The sequence below is a fragment of the Cupriavidus necator genome, assembly GCF_016127575.1.
GTDB lineage: Bacteria > Pseudomonadota > Gammaproteobacteria > Burkholderiales > Burkholderiaceae > Cupriavidus > Cupriavidus necator_D.
Map to the genome: position 1 here is coordinate 1,341,104 of NZ_CP066019.1, position 17,690 is coordinate 1,358,793.

Annotated in this window: 20 protein-coding genes; 9 read left to right on the forward strand and 11 right to left on the reverse strand. The window is 68.8% G+C overall.

Annotation, left to right across the window (positions count from 1 at the left end):
- Positions 1 to 63 precede the first annotated feature (63 nt).
- From I6H87_RS25125 to I6H87_RS25135, 3 genes are all read left to right on the forward strand, one after another.
- Positions 64 to 708: a TetR/AcrR family transcriptional regulator gene (locus tag I6H87_RS25125; protein WP_010809399.1), complete on the forward strand. Its 645-nt coding sequence runs from the start codon at positions 64 to 66 to the stop codon at positions 706 to 708.
- Positions 709 to 1,023: 315 nt separating this feature from the next.
- Positions 1,024 to 1,335, forward strand: coding sequence for a hypothetical protein (locus I6H87_RS25130; protein WP_011617106.1), 312 nt, complete (start codon positions 1,024 to 1,026; stop codon positions 1,333 to 1,335).
- A 77-nt stretch (positions 1,336 to 1,412) separates the two neighbouring features.
- On the forward strand, positions 1,413 to 1,595 hold the full coding sequence (locus I6H87_RS25135; RefSeq protein ID WP_010809397.1) for a hypothetical protein: 183 nt from the start codon (positions 1,413 to 1,415) through the stop codon (positions 1,593 to 1,595).
- Between the two features lie 52 nt (positions 1,596 to 1,647).
- Here the strand turns inward: I6H87_RS25135 and I6H87_RS25140 are convergent, their stop codons facing one another.
- Positions 1,648 to 2,073, reverse strand: coding sequence for a hypothetical protein (locus I6H87_RS25140; protein WP_035823937.1), 426 nt, complete (start codon positions 2,071 to 2,073; stop codon positions 1,648 to 1,650).
- 246 nt (positions 2,074 to 2,319) lie between these two features.
- Complete coding sequence (locus I6H87_RS25145) at positions 2,320 to 3,447, reverse strand: site-specific integrase (protein WP_041688081.1); 1,128 nt, start codon at positions 3,445 to 3,447, stop codon at positions 2,320 to 2,322.
- A 113-nt stretch (positions 3,448 to 3,560) separates the two neighbouring features.
- Between I6H87_RS25145 and I6H87_RS25150 the strand changes: the two genes are divergently transcribed.
- The 3 genes from I6H87_RS25150 (at position 3,561) to I6H87_RS25160 (ending at position 5,609) form a co-directional block, all read left to right on the forward strand.
- Positions 3,561 to 4,526, forward strand: coding sequence for a DNA-binding protein (locus I6H87_RS25150; RefSeq protein WP_011617108.1), 966 nt, complete (start codon positions 3,561 to 3,563; stop codon positions 4,524 to 4,526).
- Positions 4,527 to 4,623: 97 nt separating this feature from the next.
- Positions 4,624 to 5,139, forward strand: coding sequence for an Xre family toxin-antitoxin system antitoxin (gene parS, locus I6H87_RS25155; RefSeq protein ID WP_011617109.1), 516 nt, complete (start codon positions 4,624 to 4,626; stop codon positions 5,137 to 5,139).
- Positions 5,136 to 5,609 (forward strand): RES family NAD+ phosphorylase, encoded by a 474-nt coding sequence (locus tag I6H87_RS25160; RefSeq protein ID WP_011617110.1) that lies wholly within the window; start codon positions 5,136 to 5,138, stop codon positions 5,607 to 5,609. The genes parS and I6H87_RS25160 overlap by 4 nt, the downstream gene beginning before the upstream one ends.
- A gap of 3 nt (positions 5,610 to 5,612) precedes the next feature.
- On the opposite strand, the gene I6H87_RS25165 is transcribed toward I6H87_RS25160, so the two are convergent.
- A complete protein-coding gene (locus I6H87_RS25165) occupies positions 5,613 to 7,190 on the reverse strand; it encodes a fatty acid--CoA ligase (RefSeq protein ID WP_011617111.1) in 1,578 nt (525 codons plus the stop codon).
- Between the two features lie 232 nt (positions 7,191 to 7,422).
- Here I6H87_RS25165 and I6H87_RS25170 point away from each other — a divergent pair, with 232 nt between their 5' ends.
- Positions 7,423 to 9,693: an ATP-dependent DNA helicase gene (locus tag I6H87_RS25170; RefSeq protein WP_041688083.1), complete on the forward strand. Its 2,271-nt coding sequence runs from the start codon at positions 7,423 to 7,425 to the stop codon at positions 9,691 to 9,693.
- 124 nt (positions 9,694 to 9,817) lie between these two features.
- Positions 9,818 to 10,141, forward strand: a complete 324-nt coding sequence (locus I6H87_RS25175) for a thioredoxin family protein (protein ID WP_010809389.1) — start codon at positions 9,818 to 9,820, stop codon at positions 10,139 to 10,141.
- 17 nt (positions 10,142 to 10,158) lie between these two features.
- Here the strand turns inward: I6H87_RS25175 and I6H87_RS25180 are convergent, their stop codons facing one another.
- Complete coding sequence (locus tag I6H87_RS25180; RefSeq protein ID WP_010809388.1) at positions 10,159 to 10,590, reverse strand: VOC family protein; 432 nt, start codon at positions 10,588 to 10,590, stop codon at positions 10,159 to 10,161.
- A 122-nt stretch (positions 10,591 to 10,712) separates the two neighbouring features.
- Here I6H87_RS25180 and I6H87_RS25185 point away from each other — a divergent pair, with 122 nt between their 5' ends.
- Positions 10,713 to 11,597: a LysR family transcriptional regulator gene (locus I6H87_RS25185; protein WP_011617113.1), complete on the forward strand. Its 885-nt coding sequence runs from the start codon at positions 10,713 to 10,715 to the stop codon at positions 11,595 to 11,597.
- A gap of 11 nt (positions 11,598 to 11,608) precedes the next feature.
- Here the strand turns inward: I6H87_RS25185 and I6H87_RS25190 are convergent, their stop codons facing one another.
- The 7 genes from I6H87_RS25190 to I6H87_RS25220 all read right to left on the reverse strand — a co-directional run bounded on the left by I6H87_RS25190 (position 11,609) and on the right by I6H87_RS25220 (position 17,494).
- The gene (locus tag I6H87_RS25190) at positions 11,609 to 11,944 is read right to left on the reverse strand and encodes a cupin domain-containing protein (RefSeq protein ID WP_010809386.1); all 336 of its coding nucleotides are present in this window, start codon (positions 11,942 to 11,944) and stop codon (positions 11,609 to 11,611) included.
- Between the two features lie 105 nt (positions 11,945 to 12,049).
- Complete coding sequence (locus I6H87_RS25195) at positions 12,050 to 12,256, reverse strand: hypothetical protein (protein ID WP_011617114.1); 207 nt, start codon at positions 12,254 to 12,256, stop codon at positions 12,050 to 12,052.
- A 92-nt stretch (positions 12,257 to 12,348) separates the two neighbouring features.
- Positions 12,349 to 12,702 carry a hypothetical protein gene (locus I6H87_RS25200; protein ID WP_041688085.1) on the reverse strand — a complete coding sequence of 118 codons (354 nt, stop codon included), beginning with the start codon at positions 12,700 to 12,702 and terminating at the stop codon, positions 12,349 to 12,351.
- A 181-nt stretch (positions 12,703 to 12,883) separates the two neighbouring features.
- Entirely contained in the window at positions 12,884 to 14,347 is a 1,464-nt protein-coding gene (locus I6H87_RS25205; protein WP_011617116.1) for an efflux transporter outer membrane subunit, read from the reverse strand.
- Positions 14,344 to 15,252, reverse strand: a complete 909-nt coding sequence (locus I6H87_RS25210) for an efflux RND transporter periplasmic adaptor subunit (protein WP_011617117.1) — start codon at positions 15,250 to 15,252, stop codon at positions 14,344 to 14,346. The genes I6H87_RS25205 and I6H87_RS25210 overlap by 4 nt, the downstream gene beginning before the upstream one ends.
- A complete protein-coding gene (locus I6H87_RS25215) occupies positions 15,249 to 15,467 on the reverse strand; it encodes a DUF1656 domain-containing protein (RefSeq protein ID WP_010809381.1) in 219 nt (72 codons plus the stop codon). Before I6H87_RS25215 ends, I6H87_RS25210 begins: the two co-directional genes overlap by 4 nt.
- Positions 15,468 to 15,493: 26 nt before the next feature.
- Positions 15,494 to 17,494: an FUSC family protein gene (locus tag I6H87_RS25220; protein WP_011617118.1), complete on the reverse strand. Its 2,001-nt coding sequence runs from the start codon at positions 17,492 to 17,494 to the stop codon at positions 15,494 to 15,496.
- Positions 17,495 to 17,690 lie beyond the last annotated feature (196 nt).

The window sequence follows — 17,690 nt, forward strand, 5'->3', positions numbered from 1 at the left end:
GTACACTGTTCACTATACGCGTATGCACATCATGAACCGTTATCCATATTCAAGGGGAGCCGCATGACCCGGGCTGTCCCCGCGCCTCCGGCGCGCGCCACCTACCGCCACGGCGACCTGCGCCGCGCGCTGCTGGACGCAGGCATCGACCTGGCACGCGAGGGTGGCCCCGACGCCATCGTGCTGCGCGAGGCCACACGCCGTGCCGGCGTGGTGCCCAATGCCGCGTACCGGCACTTCGCCAGCCGGCAGGACCTGCTGCAGGCAGTGCGGGCCTCGGCCTTGTCGTCGCTTGCCATTGCTATGGAGGGGGAAATCGGCGGGCTGCGCCCGGGCCGTGGAGCCGCCGCGCATGCGCGTGCCTGCCTGCGTGCGGTCGGCACCGGCTACCTGCGCTTTGCGCTGGCCGAGACCGGACTGTTCCGCACCGCGTTTTCGGTGCCGGATGAAGTGGAAGATGATGCCGATCCGGCCAAGGCAGGCAACAGCGGTCTCAATCCGTTCCAGCTGCTGGGCGCGGCGCTGGACAAGCTGGTGGAAGCCGGCGTGCTGCCGCCCGAGCGCCGGCCGGGTGCGGAGTACCTGGCGTGGTCGGCCGTGCATGGCCTGGCCGTCCTGCTGATCGACGGCCCGCTGCGCAGCCGCGCCAAGGAGCAGGCAGAGATCCTCGGGCAGCGCCTGCTCGACATGGTCGAGAAGGGCCTCTAGCGCCTGCAGCAGGATCACGGCGAAAAAAATGCCACGATGGCCAGAAACCATCGTGGCAGTGTAAGGAACCAGGAAGGGGGGCAACCTGGCTCTGTCGGGGCACCCGCGGGCCGGGTGCAAGAGGACTGTATTCCGTTGCTTCTCAGCTGAATATCGGACATTTCTTAAATATCGCCCTGAATTGTCTCGATCTACGCAGGTCGATTGCCGCGCGCTATCAGGGCGCGTCCGCATTTCGAGGAATTGCGCGGCCTGCAGAACAGTCTAACTTGCTGTCAGGCAGCCGAACGCCGGCGCCACGGTGAGGAGCGGATCATGCGATATGGATTGGGAGCGGCCCTCTGCGTGGCAGTGCTGGCTGGCTGCGTCGCCTATCCCTATGCTGGCGACTCTTACTACCCTGCTTATCCGGCTTATCCGGTTTCCTCTGCCTACTATGACGGTTACCCGGCGCCGGCGTACTACCCGTACTACCGTCCTTGGCCGGGCTACGGTGGTTTCTACGGCAGCTTTACCTATATCCACGGCGGCAGCTACGGCAGGCATGGCGGGCATCACTGGCATGGCGGTGGTGGCCGTGGGCACGGTGGCTGGCATGGGGGCGGGCGCGGCGGCAGGGGGCGATGAGCCTGCGTCGCCGTGATGGCAATGCGGCCTGCACGGGATTACCATCGGCTCATGGATGCCAACGGAGCCCCATCGCCATGACCAAGCCCGCAACGCAGAAGCACCAGACGCCAGCCTCCCGTGAACAACAGCGCAAGGATGAACTGATCGAGCGCGAACTGGACGAGGGGCTGAAAGAGACATTCCCGGCGAGCGACCCGGTGGCAGTCGATACCCATGCGCCGCGCAAACCCACGCCGGAACCGAAACCGGCGAAGTAGGCGGACAGGCTATGCCGCGGCGCGCGCAACGCGCCCCGCGCGATCCGGCGTGCTATGGCAACTGGCGCAGCTGCCCGATCACCGACATCAGCCGTCCGTGCGCCACGATGACGCCGGACTCGTCCTGCAGGGCTTCCTGGTAACGCTTGCGAAAGGCCGGGTCAGAACCGTCGCTGAACAGTCTTTCCGCTGCGCGTCCGACTGCACGGCAGGTTTCGTCGTGGTGTTCCTTGGCCTCCAGCTCTTCGTCGATCTCGATGATCAGGCGCGACAGCGGGTCAAGCCAGCGGAAGTAGTTGTCTTCAGTCACCAGTTGCACAAACAGGCCTGCAGGAATCGGGCCGTTCAGGCGCTCATACTGGGTTCTGTCATAGCCGATGACTTCCTTGTGAACCTGCAGCAAGGCAGCCCGCAGGGCTTTCAGCCCCGAGCGCCGGGTTTCCTGGGTGGCGAGGAATTGTTCGTTGGGCATCCCCATCTCCGCGTTTCTACTTGTTCCGGTCCAGGCAGGCGGTGCGCAATTGCATCCCATGGGTCGCCGCTGCACTTCGTGCCAGTGGCGATTGCCTGCTGGATTCTCCGGGCGCGGCCGGCCATGCCTGGCACTGTGCGGCGCGCTGCCAGTATAGGCACGCCCCGCAGCCCGAGCCAGCGCTGCCAGCTAGCGAAATACCCGTATTTGCGCCGGCTGCGCGGCATGATTGGCGCCAGTTGCAAGCCGCCCTCAGTCGCCTTCGGCGGATTGCGACGCTTGCGCCAGCAGGTCGGCAGCACGCGAGCGCCGCGCGTCCGCGGCGCGGAAGTAACGTACAACCGTCGACACGCTTGCGTGGCCGGTCATGGCCATGGTCTCGGCCAGCGGCACCTGTTGCGCAGCAGCCTCGGTAACGAAGCCCGAGCGCAGTGAATGCGCTGAGTAGTCGCCCTCCAGTCCCGCCAATGCGCAGCGCGTCTTGACGATGCGGCTGACCGCCGCATCGGACAAACCTTCTCCCACATGCCCGCCGCGGCGGATGCGGCGAAACAGCGGCCCGCTGTTGATGCCGGCGGCAGCAAGCCATGCCTCCAGCGCCTGGCCGGCGGCACCGGTGACGGGCTTGGCGGTATCGGCGCGCTCGTTGCCTGACTGGTTGGTCTTGGACCAGCCCAGTGCATAGACGAAATCACCGGGGCCAAGCCGGGTGAGGTGGCCGAGGGTCGCGCGCGCGACTTCAGAGCGGCGGCGCCCGCCACTGGCCCATGCAAACAGCAGCAGCGCGCGGTCGCGCAGGCCGCGCAGCGAGTCATCACAGGTATCGAGCAGGCGCAGCAGCGGATCGCGGGTCAGCGCCGCCTTGCGCGCCTGGCGCTGTCCGCGGCGCGCATAGGCGCGCCGGATGCCGGCCATCAGTTCGCGCACCGCAGCTTCGGCGCAAGGGTTGGGCAAGGCCTGCAGGCGATGGGCCTTGGCCAGTACCGCCAGCCGGTGCGTCAGCGTGGACAGCGCGGGCGGGCCGGGTCGTGCCTTGTATCCGTCAGCGACCAGCGCCTGGTCGATGGCCGCGGGCATCTCGCAGACAGGACCTTGCGGCGTCTGTCGCGTGGCGTGGTCGACGATGAACTGGATGACGACGGCAGGCGCGAGCGGGAGCTGCACAGGTTGCCGGTAGCGCAGGGCATACCAGGCAGACCAGTAGCGCAGTGCGGACCGGTAGCTTGCCACCGTGTTTTGGGATTCGCCTTCGCGGCGCAAGGCATTGGCCGCTTGCTCGGCAAGGGGATCCAGTTCGGACGGGCGAAGCGGCGCCGGTAGTTCGACATCGGATGCAATCGGTGGAAAGTAGGCTTCGTGGGCTTCTCGGATTTTTATCATATTAAATATGATGTATGCTGTAATGTATCATATGAATAGGACAGATAACAGCCGATAAGTCTCCATTATCGAACCTTATTTGTCCTCTCACAGACTTTTTGCCGGATCCCATCATGGAAACCTTTCGCAGCCGTGGCATTACCCGGGACGACGTCTGGCAGGCCGCCGACAGCCTGCTCAAGGCCGGCCAGCGGCCCACCATCGAACGCATCCGCCTGCACCTGGGGCGGGGCTCTCCCAATACGGTCAGCCCGCACCTGGATGCCTGGTTCGCGGCACTGGGTGGACGTATCCAGGATCCACAGGCCTTTGCGCCCGCACCCGGATGCCCGGAGCCAGTCACGGAGGCAGCGCGCTATTTGTGGGATGCTGCGCTGCAGGTAGCCAAGGCTTCGGCCGAGGCCGCGCTGGTGCAGCGTGAGGCGGCACTGGCCGAGGCCCGGGCGGCACTGGAGCAGGAGCGCCAAGCGCTGGCGCAGGAACGCCAGGTCATGCAGGCTCGCCTGGAAGGGGCCGAGACGGCCATGGCGGAACTGACACGGGCCCGCGACGACGCTACGGAGCGTGCCGTGCGCGCTGAAGCTGCAGCCACCGCCCTGCAGCAACAGGCGGAGACAATGCGCGCAGAGTCGGCCGCGGCGCTGTTGGCACACAACGCCATGCAGCAGGATTTCGCCGCGCAGCGGGCGGCGTGGGACCAGGAGCGGGAAACCGTGACCCAGCGCGCCGCCGCCAATGAGCGCCGCATGGCGCTGGAGCTGGACGCCGCGCGCGTGGCGGCCAGGGAGGGCCAGAAGCTGCTGGAAGCCGAGCGCAAGGCGGCCGTTGAGCGGCTGACGCGTGCTGCCGAGGCCGCGTCGCGCCAGGGCAGCGAGATGACCCGCCTTGGCCAGGCGCTCGCCGTGCTGGAAGAACGTGTGCGGCAGCGGGAAAGCCTGCTGGCCGAGTATCGCAACCAGGCGGATGCCGCAACCACGGCCACCGCCGGCCCCGGTAGCCCGGCAGTCCGCCGCACACGGCCGGCCCGCGCTGCGCTGGCCGCCGGCAAGGGCAGTCGGCGGCGTACGCGAGGCGTATAGTGCACCTGCCGCGGCGGCAACTCAGGGATACATGGCGGGTGCCCAGGTGGATTTTGTCAAATGAGCTATACTGAATGCTCATTTGATGAGGTCTGCCATGCCGCTCATGCTCACTCCCAAAGGCCGCTATCCGCTGGCTCATGAACGCCCGGCTCCGCCCGAGCTGGGCGTCAACAACTACGTCGCCGTCTATGAGGCCAGCCTGTCGACGCAAGGCGCCATGTCGATCATCCGCGCGATTCGTGAAGGTGTGCCGGCTTCAGACCTGAACCGCCTGGCCGAATCCATGGGCACCACCAAGGAGCAGCTGATCAAGACACTGGACTTGCCCCGCGCCACCGTGGACCGCAAGGCACGGGCGCACCAGAACCTGTCGAGCGAGCAGAGCGAGCGTGTGCTGGGCATGGCGCGGCTGGTCGGGCAGGTCCAGGCGCTGGTGGAAAGCTCGGGCGATCCGCGCGGTTTCAGCGCGGCGCAGTGGGTGGCGCAGTGGCTGGAGCAGCCTTCGCCGGCGCTGGGCGGGCGCCGCCCCGCTGAGCTGATGGATACGCTCGCCGGCCAGCGTATCGTTTCCGACCTGGTGGCCAGGATGCAGAGCGGGGCGTACGCGTGAGGCCAGCCTGGCGGATCGCGACCGACACCCCAGACTACACCGCCGACGACGCCAGCGGCGCCGGCGCCAAGGCCACCGGCGGGCGCTGGAACCGGCAGGGCACGCCCTTGATTTATGCGGCGTCCAGCATCGCGCTGGCTTGCCTGGAAACGCTGGTCCACCTGGGTTCAGGCGGGCTGCCGCTGAACCGCTACCTGGTCCGGATCGACATCCCCGACGAGCTATGGGCGGCTGCGCAGAAACTGAGCGTCGACACCGCCCCCGTAGGCTGGGATGCCATTCCCGCCGGAAAGACCAGCCTCGACACCGGCGAAGCCTGGACCGCCGGGGGCACCAGCGCCTTGCTGCTGGTGCCTTCCATCGTCATCCCTGAAGAGCACAACGTGCTGGTCAACCCGGCGCACCCCGACGCCGCGCGGCTGGCTTACGTCAAGGTCCGCCGCTGGCAGTACGACGCGCGCCTGGTCTGAGGCTCAGGCCGTGGCGCCCGCGCGCAGCATGTGCTTCTGGATCTTGCCGCTGGTGGTCTTGGGCAATGCGTCCACGAAGTGATAGCGGCGCGGGCGCTTGTAGGCTGCCAGCCGGTCACCCTGCAACAGGAAGGCGTCGAGCTGCGCCGCGCTGACCGGTCCGTCGCCGCGCGTCACCACATAGGCGCCGACGACCTGGCCCCAGGTCGGATCGGGTTCGCCCAGCACGGCTACCTCCAGCACGGCCGGGTGCTCGATCAGCGCGTCTTCCACCTCGCGCGGATAGACGTTCTCCGCGCCGGAATTGATCATGTAGTCGATGCGATCGCGGATCCACAGGTAGCCGTCCGCATCCAGGCTGCCGAGGTCGCCGGTGTGGTACCAGCCGTGCGCGAGCGCGCGCGCATTGGCATCCGGGCGGTTCAGGTAGCCCTGCATCATGCAGGGGCCACGCACCAGCACTTCGCCGACTTCACCGGGCACGCACGGCTGCATGGGGTCGGTCGGCTCGCCGTCGTCGCGCAGCCTGGCCACCACCAGCTCATGGCCGAGCGCGGGCAGGCCTGCCGAGCCGGCGTGGCTCAGCTGCTCATGCGGGTAAAGCACCGACATGCACGGGCCCATTTCCGTGGTGCCGTACACCTGCACCAGCCCGGCGCCGACCTTGCGGTCCCATTCGCGGATCAGGTGCGGCGCCATCGACGCGCCGCCGTATTCCACCAGCCGCAGTGAAGACACGTCGCGTGCGTCGGCATCCGGATGGTTCAGCAGCATGCCCACCATGGTCGGCGCGGCAAAGAAGTGCGTGACGCGCTCGCTTTCCACCAGTTGCCAGGCCTCGCCCGCGTCGAAGCGGCGCTGCAGCACCTGCGTGGCGCCAAGCTGCAGCCGCGGCAGGAAGCTGGTGTGCAGCTCGGCGGTATGGTTCAGCGGCGCCACCGACAGGCCCACGTCCTCGCGCGACAGCGTCATGGCCTGGTGCATCATCGCGTTGTGCTGCAGCTTGCTGCGATGGGTGTGCACCACGCCCTTGGGGCGGCCGGTGGTGCCGCTGGTGTACATCAGGATGCAGGGATCGTCCTCATGGACCGTCACCGCGGGCGGCGTGGCGGGCTGGGCCGCGGCCAGCGTATCGAGCCGATGCGTGGCGAAAGCGGGGGCGGCATCGGGGTCTGCGTAGATGCGCAGCGCGGTGCCGGGCGCCAGTTCGGCGGCCTTTTCCACCACGCCCGCGCCTTCCTGCTCGAACAGCACTGCCTTGGCGCCGCCATCGTTCAGGATGTAGGCCAGTTCCTGCGCAGCCAGGCGGTAGTTGACCGGGTTGTAGACCGCGCCGATGCGCGCCGTGGCCAGCAGCGTGAAGACGAAGGCCGGAGTGTTGTAGAGGAAGGCCGCGACCACGTCGCCCTTGCCGATCCCCAGCGACTGCAGTGCGTGCGCGTGGCGGTTGACCTCGGCATCGAGCTCCGCATACGTCCACGCGCGTCGCCCGGCACCGATGCCGCTGACCAGCGCGGTCTTGCGCGGCAGGTAGCGCGCGGGCCAGGAGAGGGTGTCGCCAAGGGTGATGCCGCGGGTCAAGGTTGTACTCCGGTCGTGGTCCGCCGGCGCGTCGGCAGGCGGTTGTTGTCTTGTAAGCCGGACAATATAGAGCGGCGGGTGGGGCACATGGAAATAACGTTTTGCTCTTTCCTTATGCCGGAGTTGCAGTCATGCGATAAGGCTCTTGCGTGATACTGTATATTCATACAGTTGCTGCCGCGCCCCGTTTCCTGTGTCCGCCGTCCCGCCACCCATTCCAGCCCCGCCTGCCATGGCAGCCGCACCGGCCTACGTGGTGGCCGTGCGCGCGCTGTGCGAATTCACCGCCAAGGCGGGCGACCTGGACCTGCGCTTCGTGCCGACGCCATCGGCGCAGGAGGGCGTGGCCGGGCATGCGGTAGTAACCAGCCGGCGCGGGGAGGCCTACCAGGCCGAAGTGGCGCTTGCCGCCGATTTCGGGCCCTTGCGTGTGCGCGGCCGTGCCGACGGCTACGATCCCGTCGCCAACCGGCTCGAAGAAATCAAGACCGTGCGCGGCGATGCCGCGGTGCCGGACAACCACCGCCACCTGCACTGGGCGCAGGCCAAGGTCTACGGCTGCCTGTTATGCCGCAAGCTGGGGCTGCCGGGGCTGGAGATCGCGGTGGTCTATTTCGACATCATCAGCCAGCGCGAGCACCCGGTTGCGGAGCACTTCACTGCGCAGGCGCTTGAAGCCTTCTTCGTGCAGACCTGCGAGCAGTTCCTGCACTGGGCGCAGGCGGAACTGGCCCACCGGCAGGCACGCGATGGCGCGCTGGCGCAGCTGGCCTTTCCGCACCAGGGTTTCCGCCCGGGCCAGCGCGAACTGGCGCAGGCGGTCTATAACGCCAACCGCGCGGGCCGCCACCTGCTGGCGCAGGCGCCCACCGGCATCGGCAAGTCGGTCGGCACATTGTTCCCGGTGCTCAAGGCCATGCCGGGGCAGGGCATCGACAAGGTCTACTTCCTGTCGGCCCGCTCCACCGGGCGCGGGGTGGCGCTGCACGCCGCCAATGCGTTGCGCGGCCACGGCGCGCGGCCGCTGCATGTGCTGGAGCTGGTGGCCCGCGACAAGGCTTGCGAGCATCCGGAGCTGGCCTGCCATGGCGAGTCCTGCCCGCTGGCGCGCGGCTTCTATGACCGTCTGCCGGCAGCACGCGAAGCGGCGCGCGGCGTGCCGGTGCGCGACCGCGCCGCGGTGCGCACGCTGGCGCTGGCACACGGAATCTGCCCTTACTACTTGTCGCAGGAGCTGGTGCGCTGGAGCGACGTGGTGGTGGCCGACTACAACTACTACTTCGACCGCAGCGCGTTGCTGTATGCGCTGACCGCGGCCAATGGCTGGCGCGCCAGCGTGCTGGTCGACGAGGCCCACAACTTGGTCGAACGCGGCCGCGCCATGTACACCGGGGAACTCGACCCCCAATCGCTGCGCGAGGTGCGCCGCGGTGCGCCCGCCGTCGTACGCAAGCCATTGACACGGCTGGCCCGGCAATGGGGCGCGCTGGCACGCCAGAGCGACGATGCCTATGAAGTCCTGCCCGAAGTGCCCGCCGTCTTCCGCCGCGCACTGGACGAATGCTGTGCGGCGGCATTGACGCATATGACCGAGCACCCAGGCGCGCAGGATCCGGCGCTGCAGCGCTTCTATTTCGATGCGCTGCATTTTGGACGCCTGGCCGAGCAGCTCGACGCGCATTCGCTGTTCGATATCCAGCGCGTGCCGCGCAGCGGCCGCGGCCACCGTGCGCGGCTGTGCCTGCGCAATGTCATCCCGGCCCCGTTCCTGCGCCCGCGCTTTGGCGCCGCGCATTCGGTCACGCTGTTCTCCGCGACCCTCGATCCCGCCGCCTACTACCTCGATACGCTGGGTTTGCCGGCCGATTGCGCGCGGGTGCAAGTGCCATCGCCGTTCCGCGCCGAGCAACTGTCGGTGCGGATTGCAGCGCGCATCTCCACCCGCTATGCGCGGCGCGAACAATCGCTGCCGGCCATCGTCGCGCTGATGGCCGGCCAGTTCCGCGCACGGCGCGGCAACTACCTGGCGTTCTTCAGCAGCCACGAGTACTTGCAGCAAGCCGTGGCCCGCTTCGCCCAGTCTCACCCCGACATTCCGCATTGGGTGCAGTCGCGGGGCATGGACGAAGCCGCGCAGGCGGCGTTCCTGGGTACGTTTGCGGAAGGCGGCGAGGGCATCGGCTTTGCGGCGCTCGGCGGCGCCTTTGCCGAAGGCGTTGACCTGCCCGGCGAGCGCCTGATCGGCGCCTTCGTTGCCACCCTGGGGCTGCCCCAGTTCAACTCGGTCAACGAGCAGTTCCGTGCGCGCATGCAGCAGGCGTTCGGGCAGGGCTATGCCTATGCCTACCTGTATCCCGGGCTGCGCAAGGTGGTGCAGGCGGCAGGCCGGGTCATCCGCACGCAGCAGGACCAGGGCGTGGTCTACCTGATCGACGACCGCTTTGCCGCGGCCGAGGTGCGCGAACTGCTGCCGGCATGGTGGGAAATCGCCACGGCGGCCTAGAAATTACACAGCCGGGCCAGTCTGGGGCATCCTCTTTGCGCGGTGCCTGCCCGAAGTCGCCGCTGGAACGAATCTGGCAGGCATGCGGATACCATCAGCCAGCTATCGCGAAAGGATCAGATCCATGCCCATGACCCAGCAATACGCGGCCACCGAGCCGACCCGCACGGAAGTGGATGCGCTGCCGGGCGCCACCGTGCTGGAATTCGGCGCGCCGTGGTGCGGCTACTGCCAGCGCGCCCAGCCGGCGCTGGCTGAGGCCTTTGCCGTGCATCCGGCATTGCGCCATCTCAAGATCGAGGACGGCAGCGGGCGCCGGCTTGGCCGGTCGTTTCACATCAAGCTGTGGCCGACGCTGGTGTTCCTGCGCGACGGGCAGGAAGTGGCGCGGCTGGTGCGCCCGACCGAGTCGGAGCCGATCCGCGAGGCCATGCGCCGCATTGCCTAGCCCGGCCGCGCGCTGCCTTATTTGGCGAACACCTGGCTCAGGTCGCCAAAGGCCTTGAACTCCAGCGCATTGCCCGACGGGTCCAGGAAGAACATGGTGGCCTGTTCGCCCACCTGGCCCTTGAAGCGCACATGCGGCTCGATCACGAACTGTGTGCCCGCCGCGCGCAGCCGCTCGGCCAGGGCCTCCCATTCGGCCATCGGCAGGATCGCGCCGAAGTGCCGCACCGGCACGTCGTCGCCATCGACGGCGCTGGTGGCGCGGTGACCACACTCCTCGGGCGACAGGTGCGCCACCACCTGGTGGCCATAGAAATTGAAGTCCACCCAGGCCTCGGAACTGCGCCCTTCGGGGCAACCAAGCAAGTCGCCATAGAAGCGCCTTGCCTCGGCCAGGTCGCGCACGGGGAAAGCCAGGTGGAACAGGGGAATAGAGGAAGTCGCGCTCATGCGGGAGGCCTTTGTCGGGGGTCGTTATGCGGGCAGGCGTTGGCCTGCGCGTTGATTGTAGCCAGCACAACCCGTAATATGAAGCGAATCATTTTTGGCCTGAGTATCAGAATTTTCAATAGATGATCCGCTACTTCCAGACCTTCCTGGTGGCCGCCGAAACCGGCTCGTTCTCCGCCGCCGCGGCGCGGCTGGCGCTGACGCAGTCGGCCGTCAGCACGCAGATCCGGCGGCTGGAAGAGGACCTGGACTGCGTACTCTTCGATCGCACCGGCAAGTCGGTCGCGCTCAGCGAAGCCGGGCGCCGGTTGGTGCCGGAAGCGCGGCGCTTTGTCGAGCTCTATGCCGCGATGAAGGACCGCGCCGGCCCGCATGCCGACGCCGCGCCGGTGGAGCTGGGCGCGGTGTCGACGGTCCAGGCCACCTTGCTGGCCGATGCGATGCGGCATTTCCGGGGGCGGTTTCCCGACTCGCACGTCAACGTGGTGCCGGGCATGTCCACCCAGCTGCTGACGCAGGTGGATGCGCGCGAGCTGGACATCGCCGTGCTGATCCGGCCGCGGCTGGGCTTTCCGCCGGACCTCAAGTGGGTGCCGCTGGTGCGCGAGGGCTTTGTCGGCATCGGGCCCGCCGGTGCGCCTGCAGACCTGCGCGCGTTGCTGGAGACGCTTCCGTTCATTCGCTACAACCGCCACAGCACCGGCGGGCAGCTGGTGGACGGCTACCTGAAGCGGCAGCGGCTATGGGTCAGGGAAGGGATGGAGCTGGATGAGCCGGCCGTGATCCTGCTGATGGTGGCAGCTGGCCTGGGTTGCGCCATCATCCCGTCCGGACTGGTGCCGTTGCAGCAGTCCGCGGGCGTGGTGCAGGCGCCATTGCCGGGCGGGCCGCTCTATCGCGACGTGGGCGTGCTGGTGCGCGAATCGGCACTGCGCCGCGCGCCGGTGGCGGCGCTGATCGATGCCTTTGTGGCTGCCAGCGCGCGCTGGCAGTCTGCCGTGGTGTAAAGGCGCGATACTCAGCGGCTGCCGGGCAGGACCAACGTGACCAGCACCGAGGCATCGGAGATGGCGGTCACGTCGTAGCGCACGCTCGGCCCCAGGTAGAGCAGGTCGCCCTGGTGCAACTGGCGCTCGGCGCCGTCCACCCGCACACGCACCTCGCCCTCCAGGCATTGCACAGTCATCGGGCCATCTACCGCATGGGGCGGCACATGCTTGCCCGCCTTCAGCACCAGCCGCATCACTTCCAGCGGGCCTTCCTTGAACAGGGCCTGGGTGGCGGTCTGGTCCAGCCGTGCGCCCAGTGGCAGCACGCTGGCGATCTGTCCGGATTCAAGGTGGGGAAGGGACATGCGCGGCTCCTCGCTCTTCTGGTGGGGTGGCTTGTCAGGCACGGCCGGCGCCTGGCGGCGGCACGCCTTCTCAATCTAGCACCCGAGCGCGCATCTCAGAAGCACTCAGCGTGATGTAACCGGCGAAGTCGCCGACGCGGCGGCTTCCACTTGTGCGCAAGGCGTGGCATTGCGGGCTTGTGCGGTGCGCTCGGCTGCGGTCCTGGCAGCGGCGCGGCCGCGCTCGATCAGAGCCCAGTCAGGGCCGGCGGCCGCGGGAAAAGACGCGGCCAGGGCGCCAAGGCCGAGCAGCGCGAACAGGATGGTTTTCATGAGGGGGCCTTCAGGGAGGTATGAGAAAAGAGACGGGGCCTTGCGCCCCGTCGACACGCCACGGCGGCTGCCGTGGCGCGGGCAGGCGCCGGTCAGGCGGCAGCCGATACGCGTGAGCCGCCATGGGCCGGCGGTGCCGACACGCCGCTGCGGTCCATGCCTGCCACTTCCATGCCGGCGGCAGCGCGGTTGGCGCCGTCGGTAAACGGGTCGCGCCGGTCGTTGACGCGCGCGCCATCGGTGAAGGGGTCGCGCTTGCCATTGACGTGCGCACCGTCGGTAAACGGGTTGCGCTTGCCGTTGTGCAGGTTGTAGCCGTAGCGGTCGGTGGCGACGCCGCGGTCGTTCAGGCCTTGCGCCATGGCAGGGCTGGCCAGTGCGGCGGCACCGAGTGCTGCAATCGAGAGGGTCGTGGCAAGAAGGGCCTTGAGAGCGTTTTTATGCATGTCTGCTGTTTTTGGGTGGGTGGACGGCATGGCCCGCGAAGGGCCGCGCGGGGATGGCGGATCTGCCACCCGCGCCGTCCGGGTTCGCCTTTTGGGCGGTGCCGTCGCGTGGGAAGCGCGCGGCACGGGACGAAGTTTAGTCAGGTCGATGCATTCCTGTGATGATTTAAACGTCGAAAAATCAGTCGTTTTTTTCATTGCCAGTCGCATTGATGGCGGCCACCTTGCCGCCGGCCTGCCAGCCCCCGCCAAGCGCGAGGAACAGGTCGACCTGGCGCGCGGCGACATGGCCTTCGGACGCAGCCAGTGCGGCCTCCGCATCGGCCAGCGTGCGCTCGGCGTCCAGGTGCGCCAGGTACGGGATGCGCCCCGCCTGCTGCAGGCGGCGCTGCAGCCGCGCAGCTTCTGCGGCCTGTTCGCGCGCCGCGTGCAGGGCGTCGTGCCGTTCCAGTTCGCGCGTGTAGGCCGACAACGCCGTTTCGGTTTCCTGCAATGCGCGCAGCACCGCGCCATCAAAGCGCGCCAGGGCGGCGTCGGCCGCGGCTTCATGCCTGTGGATGCGATGGCGCACGCCGTTGGTCGGCAGCGACCAGCTCAGCAGCGGCCCCACGCTCCAGCGCGCCGTCGGGCCGCTGCCAAGGTGGCTCAGCACGCCGGTCAGCCCGGCGCTGGCGCCGATGCTGATCGATGGATACAGGTCTGCCGTGGCCACGCCGATGCGAGCGGTGGCCGCGGCCAGTTCGCGTTCCGCCTGGCGGATATCGGGCCGGCGCCTGAGCAGCGCTGCGCCGTCACCCACTGGCAGCGGCACACGCAGCGTGGGTTCGGCATGGCAGTCCACCTCGGCCTCTGGCAGTGCCGCAGGCGGCTTGCCCAGCAGCAGCGCCAGCCGGTGGCGTGCGGCGCTACGCGCGGCTTCCAGCGTTGGCAAGGTAGAGTGCAGCGCTTCGGTGCGGGCACGCTCGCGCGCCACGTCGGCGGGTTCGCCGCGGCCGGCGTCGACCAGGCGGCCGGTGGCGTCCAGCGTGCGTTGCTGTACCGCGAGCTGCTGCGTGGCGGCGGCCAGTTCATGCGTGGCGGCGCAGCCCTGCACGTAGGCGCGCACCGTCTGCGCCGCCACGGTGACGCGCACCATGTCGAGCGTGGCCGCGCTGGCTTCGGCGCCGGCCAGCGCGGCCTCGTCGGCGCGGGCCAGCTTGCCGAAGAAATCGATCAGGTAGGACACGCCGAAACCGAAGTCGCCCAGGTTGAATACCGGTGGCTTGGTGGTCTGCAGGAAGCTTTCGCCCGACAGCTGCGCGCGCGAAACGCTGGCGCTGGCGCCGCCCTGCGGCAGGTTCTCGGACTCCACCTCGTGCAGGAGGGCCACCGCGCGGCGCAGGTTGGCGCTGGCGGCGCGGATGTCGGTGTTGGCGGCCAGCGCCTGTTCGACCAGGCGGTCGAGCCGCGCGTTGTCATAGAGCCGCCACCAGTCGTCGGGCACGGGCGCGATGGCCACGCCGGGCGCTTTGGCACCCTGAAGCGGGCCGTTGGCGGCGGCCGCGCGCACTGCCGCATGATCCGGCACACGATAGTCCGGGCCCACGGTGGTGCAGGCGCACAGGCAGGCCGCGGCGCACGCCAGCCAGGGATGGCGCCGCTTCACGACCGGGGCCCCGTGCGGCGGCCGGCGTCATCGACGCGCCTGGCTTCGCGAACGGCCACAGTCGCGGTGCGGCCGGAAACCAGGCGCACATCCGCGGGCACGTCCTCCAGCACGATGCGCACCGGCACGCGCTGTGCCAGCCGCACCCAGTTGAAGGTCGGGTTGACGTTGGGCAGCAGGTTCGAGCCCGCGCTGCGGTCGCGGTCCTCGATGCCGGCTGCGATGCTCTGCACGTGCCCGCGCAGGTGCCGGGGCTCGCCCATGATATGCACGTCGACCGGGCTGCCGATGCGGATCCGGTGCAGCTTGGTTTCCTCGAAATAGCCTTCCACGTGGAAGGACCCGGCATCGACCATCGACAGCACCGGGCGGCCGGTCGAGACATAGTCGCCCAGGCGCGGCAGCCGGTCGTTGAGGTAGCCCGCCACCGGGCTGCGCACGCTGGTGCGCTCCAGGTCAAGCCGGGCCAGCCGCACCGCGGCTTCGGCCAGCGCCAGCGCGGCTTCGCCTTGCTCTACGCGGGCACGCCCCTGTTCCGCGACTTCGGCGGCAACCAGGCCGTCGAGATTGCGGTTGCGCGCGGCTTCGCGCCGCGCCTGCGCCAGCGCGGCGCGCTGCGTCGCTACCGCGGCCAGCGCCTGCTGCAGGGCCAGCGCGTAGCGGTCGCGGTCGATCTCGAACAGGACTTCGCCTTGCTGCACATGCTGGTTGTCGCGCGCCAGTACGCGTGTGACCAGCCCGGACACATCGGGCGCCACCTGGATGATGTCGGCACGCACATGGCCGTCGCGGGTCCATGGCGCGGCCGTGTAGTAGTCCCACAGGTGGCGCAGCACCAGCAGGGCGGCGATGGCTGCCAGCAGCGTTGGCAGCAAGGGAAGCAGGGGGCGGAGTCGGAAGGTCATGACGGCAGTCCCGGCACCGCGACAAAGACTGCGGCCACGGCGCCAAGGACGATCACATAGAGGGAAAGGTTGAACATCGAGCGGTGCCAGATATGCCGGTACCAGCCCAGCGCGGCCAGCACCATGCGGATCGCGGTAGTGGCGGCGAAGGCCAGCACCATCAGCACCAGCACGCCTGGCACGAACACGCCATAGAGGTCGATTTCACTGAGCATTCGGCGGCAGAGGAGAGTTGGGGAGGTCAGCGGGACAGGGCAGCCACAGGGCCAGGCAGCAGCGTGACCTGCAGCACCACCAGCGCGCCGAGCGTGCCGCGGTGGTCAGGGCGGCCACCTGCGGGCAACGCGGCCACGCCGGCGATGGCATCGGCCACCCAGGCGGCCAGCCCCGCCGGAGCCGGCACGGCATGGCCCGCGCGCAGCCGCGCGCGGAAATGCCTTGCCACCGCGGCCAGCACGCGGCGCACCGGCTTGCGTGCCGCGGGCGGCAAGGCCGGCAGCGCCTTCTGCAGCGCCAGCGCGCAGTAGCCGACTTGCAGCGCGTGGAAGCCGTCGGACGACAAGGGATCGCCGGCAGCCCCCAGCCGCGGCACCAGCTGGCCGAGCCGGTCCAGCATGCGCGCGCCCAGCCGCGCATCCCCATCGGCCGCTCGCAGCGTGGCGGCCTGGGCTAGGTCCTGCCAGCTGGCGCGCACCAGCCGGTGCGCCGCCGCGCGCGCGCCGAACGGGCGTACCGCCATCGACCACAGCGGCGCGAACAGCATGGCTGCGGCGCTGGCCAGGCAGGTATTGAAGGTGCCGAGGAAATCCGCATCGAACACGGCCTGCACGTTGGCGAACGAGGCCGTGTTGACCGACAGCAGCATCGCAATCAACTGGAAGCCGGGCCGCGCAATCAGCAGGCCAATGCCGAGATAGGGCAGCGCCAGCATCGCGGCCAGCGCTTCAAAGGTGTGCGCGTGCGGCACGACCAGGAACAGGTAGCCGCACGACACCAGCAGGCAGATCGTGCTCCAGCGCAGGAAGGCACCGGCCATGCGGCGCGGCTCGTCGATGGCCGCAAGGAAGCAGCAGGCGATCGATGCCACCGCGACCGCGCCGGCGCCGCCCTCCCAGCCCGAGAAGATCCACAGCAGCCCCGCGCAGAATACGGCCAGGCCGCTCGACACGGCGCCGAACAGCAGCATGCCGTGGTCGTGGTGATGGCCTGCAGCCTCCGGGGCCGCGTTGCCGCGCAGCTGCGGCGCGCCGGCGCTGCGGTCGCCTATGCCTTGCTGCAGGGCGCGGCATTCAGCGTACAACGCGCCCAGGCGCTGCAGCTGGTCCGCCGCCGTGGCGGCGAGGCTGGCTTGCCAGTCGACCTCGCCCGCGCGGCTATCGGCAAGCCAGCCGCCCGCGGCGACCGGAGGCGGCGTGGCAGCATCGGTCGCCAGCCAGGCGGTCGCCGCCGCCATGGCCTCGCGCACTGGCAACGGGATGCCGTCCGGATGGCCGCGCAGCGCGTGCAGCACGCTCTCCAGCGACGACAGCAGCGGCATCAGCATGGTCATGCGCTGGCGCAGCGCGCGGGCATGGCGCAGCGTGTGGCTGCCCTCGGTGTCATAGGCCAGCTGGCTGACCAGCTGGTCCAGCGCCAGGATGTCGGCAGCGAGCCGGTGGCGGCTGTCGTCGGCGCGCGGGCTGCCGGTGAGTATGTCCGATGCCCAGGCCGACGCGTCGGCCAGCCAGGTGGCTGCGCGGGACCGCAGCGCGGGCGCCACCTTGGCCGGGAAGACGACCGAGCCCACCAGCCCGGCGCAGACGATGCCGATCACGATTTCCTCGATCCGGGCCACGGCAATATCGAAGATCTGCGCCGGCGCGCTGACCGCCGGCAGCGCGACGATCGGCAGGGTGTAGGCCGCCAGCAGGTACACATAGCTGCGCGGCGTGCGCTGCAGCAGCGACAGGTACACCAGCACGGTGATCCACAGCGCGATCGCACCCATCAGCACGATCGGCATGTTGACCAGCTGCGGCACCGTGGCCACCGCGGCGGTCGCGCCCAGCATCGTGCCGGCCACGCGGTAGGCCGCCTTGGAACGGGTGGCGCCGGTCAGGGGATGGGAAACGAAGTACACCGTCGCCATGGCCCAGTAAGGCCGCGGCAGGCCCAGCGCCAGCGCGATATAGAGCGCCAGCATCGCGGCGGCGAATGCCTTCAGCGAGAACAGCCACTGTCGTGCATTCGGCCAGCTAGCCATGGAGCGGGGTCTTCAAGAAGAGTTGAGGGCACGCCGCGGCCTGCCGCTCCACGCTTCATTGGCGGCGCGGTTGGGCGGGGGCGATGTGTGGAAGCGAAGTGTAGCCAAACCTTTCGCATTCCATTCATGATTTAATATTGGCCTTTCCATTCCCTTTGTTCATGGGTGGCGAAACCGGCCTGCCGGCGGCCCGCCG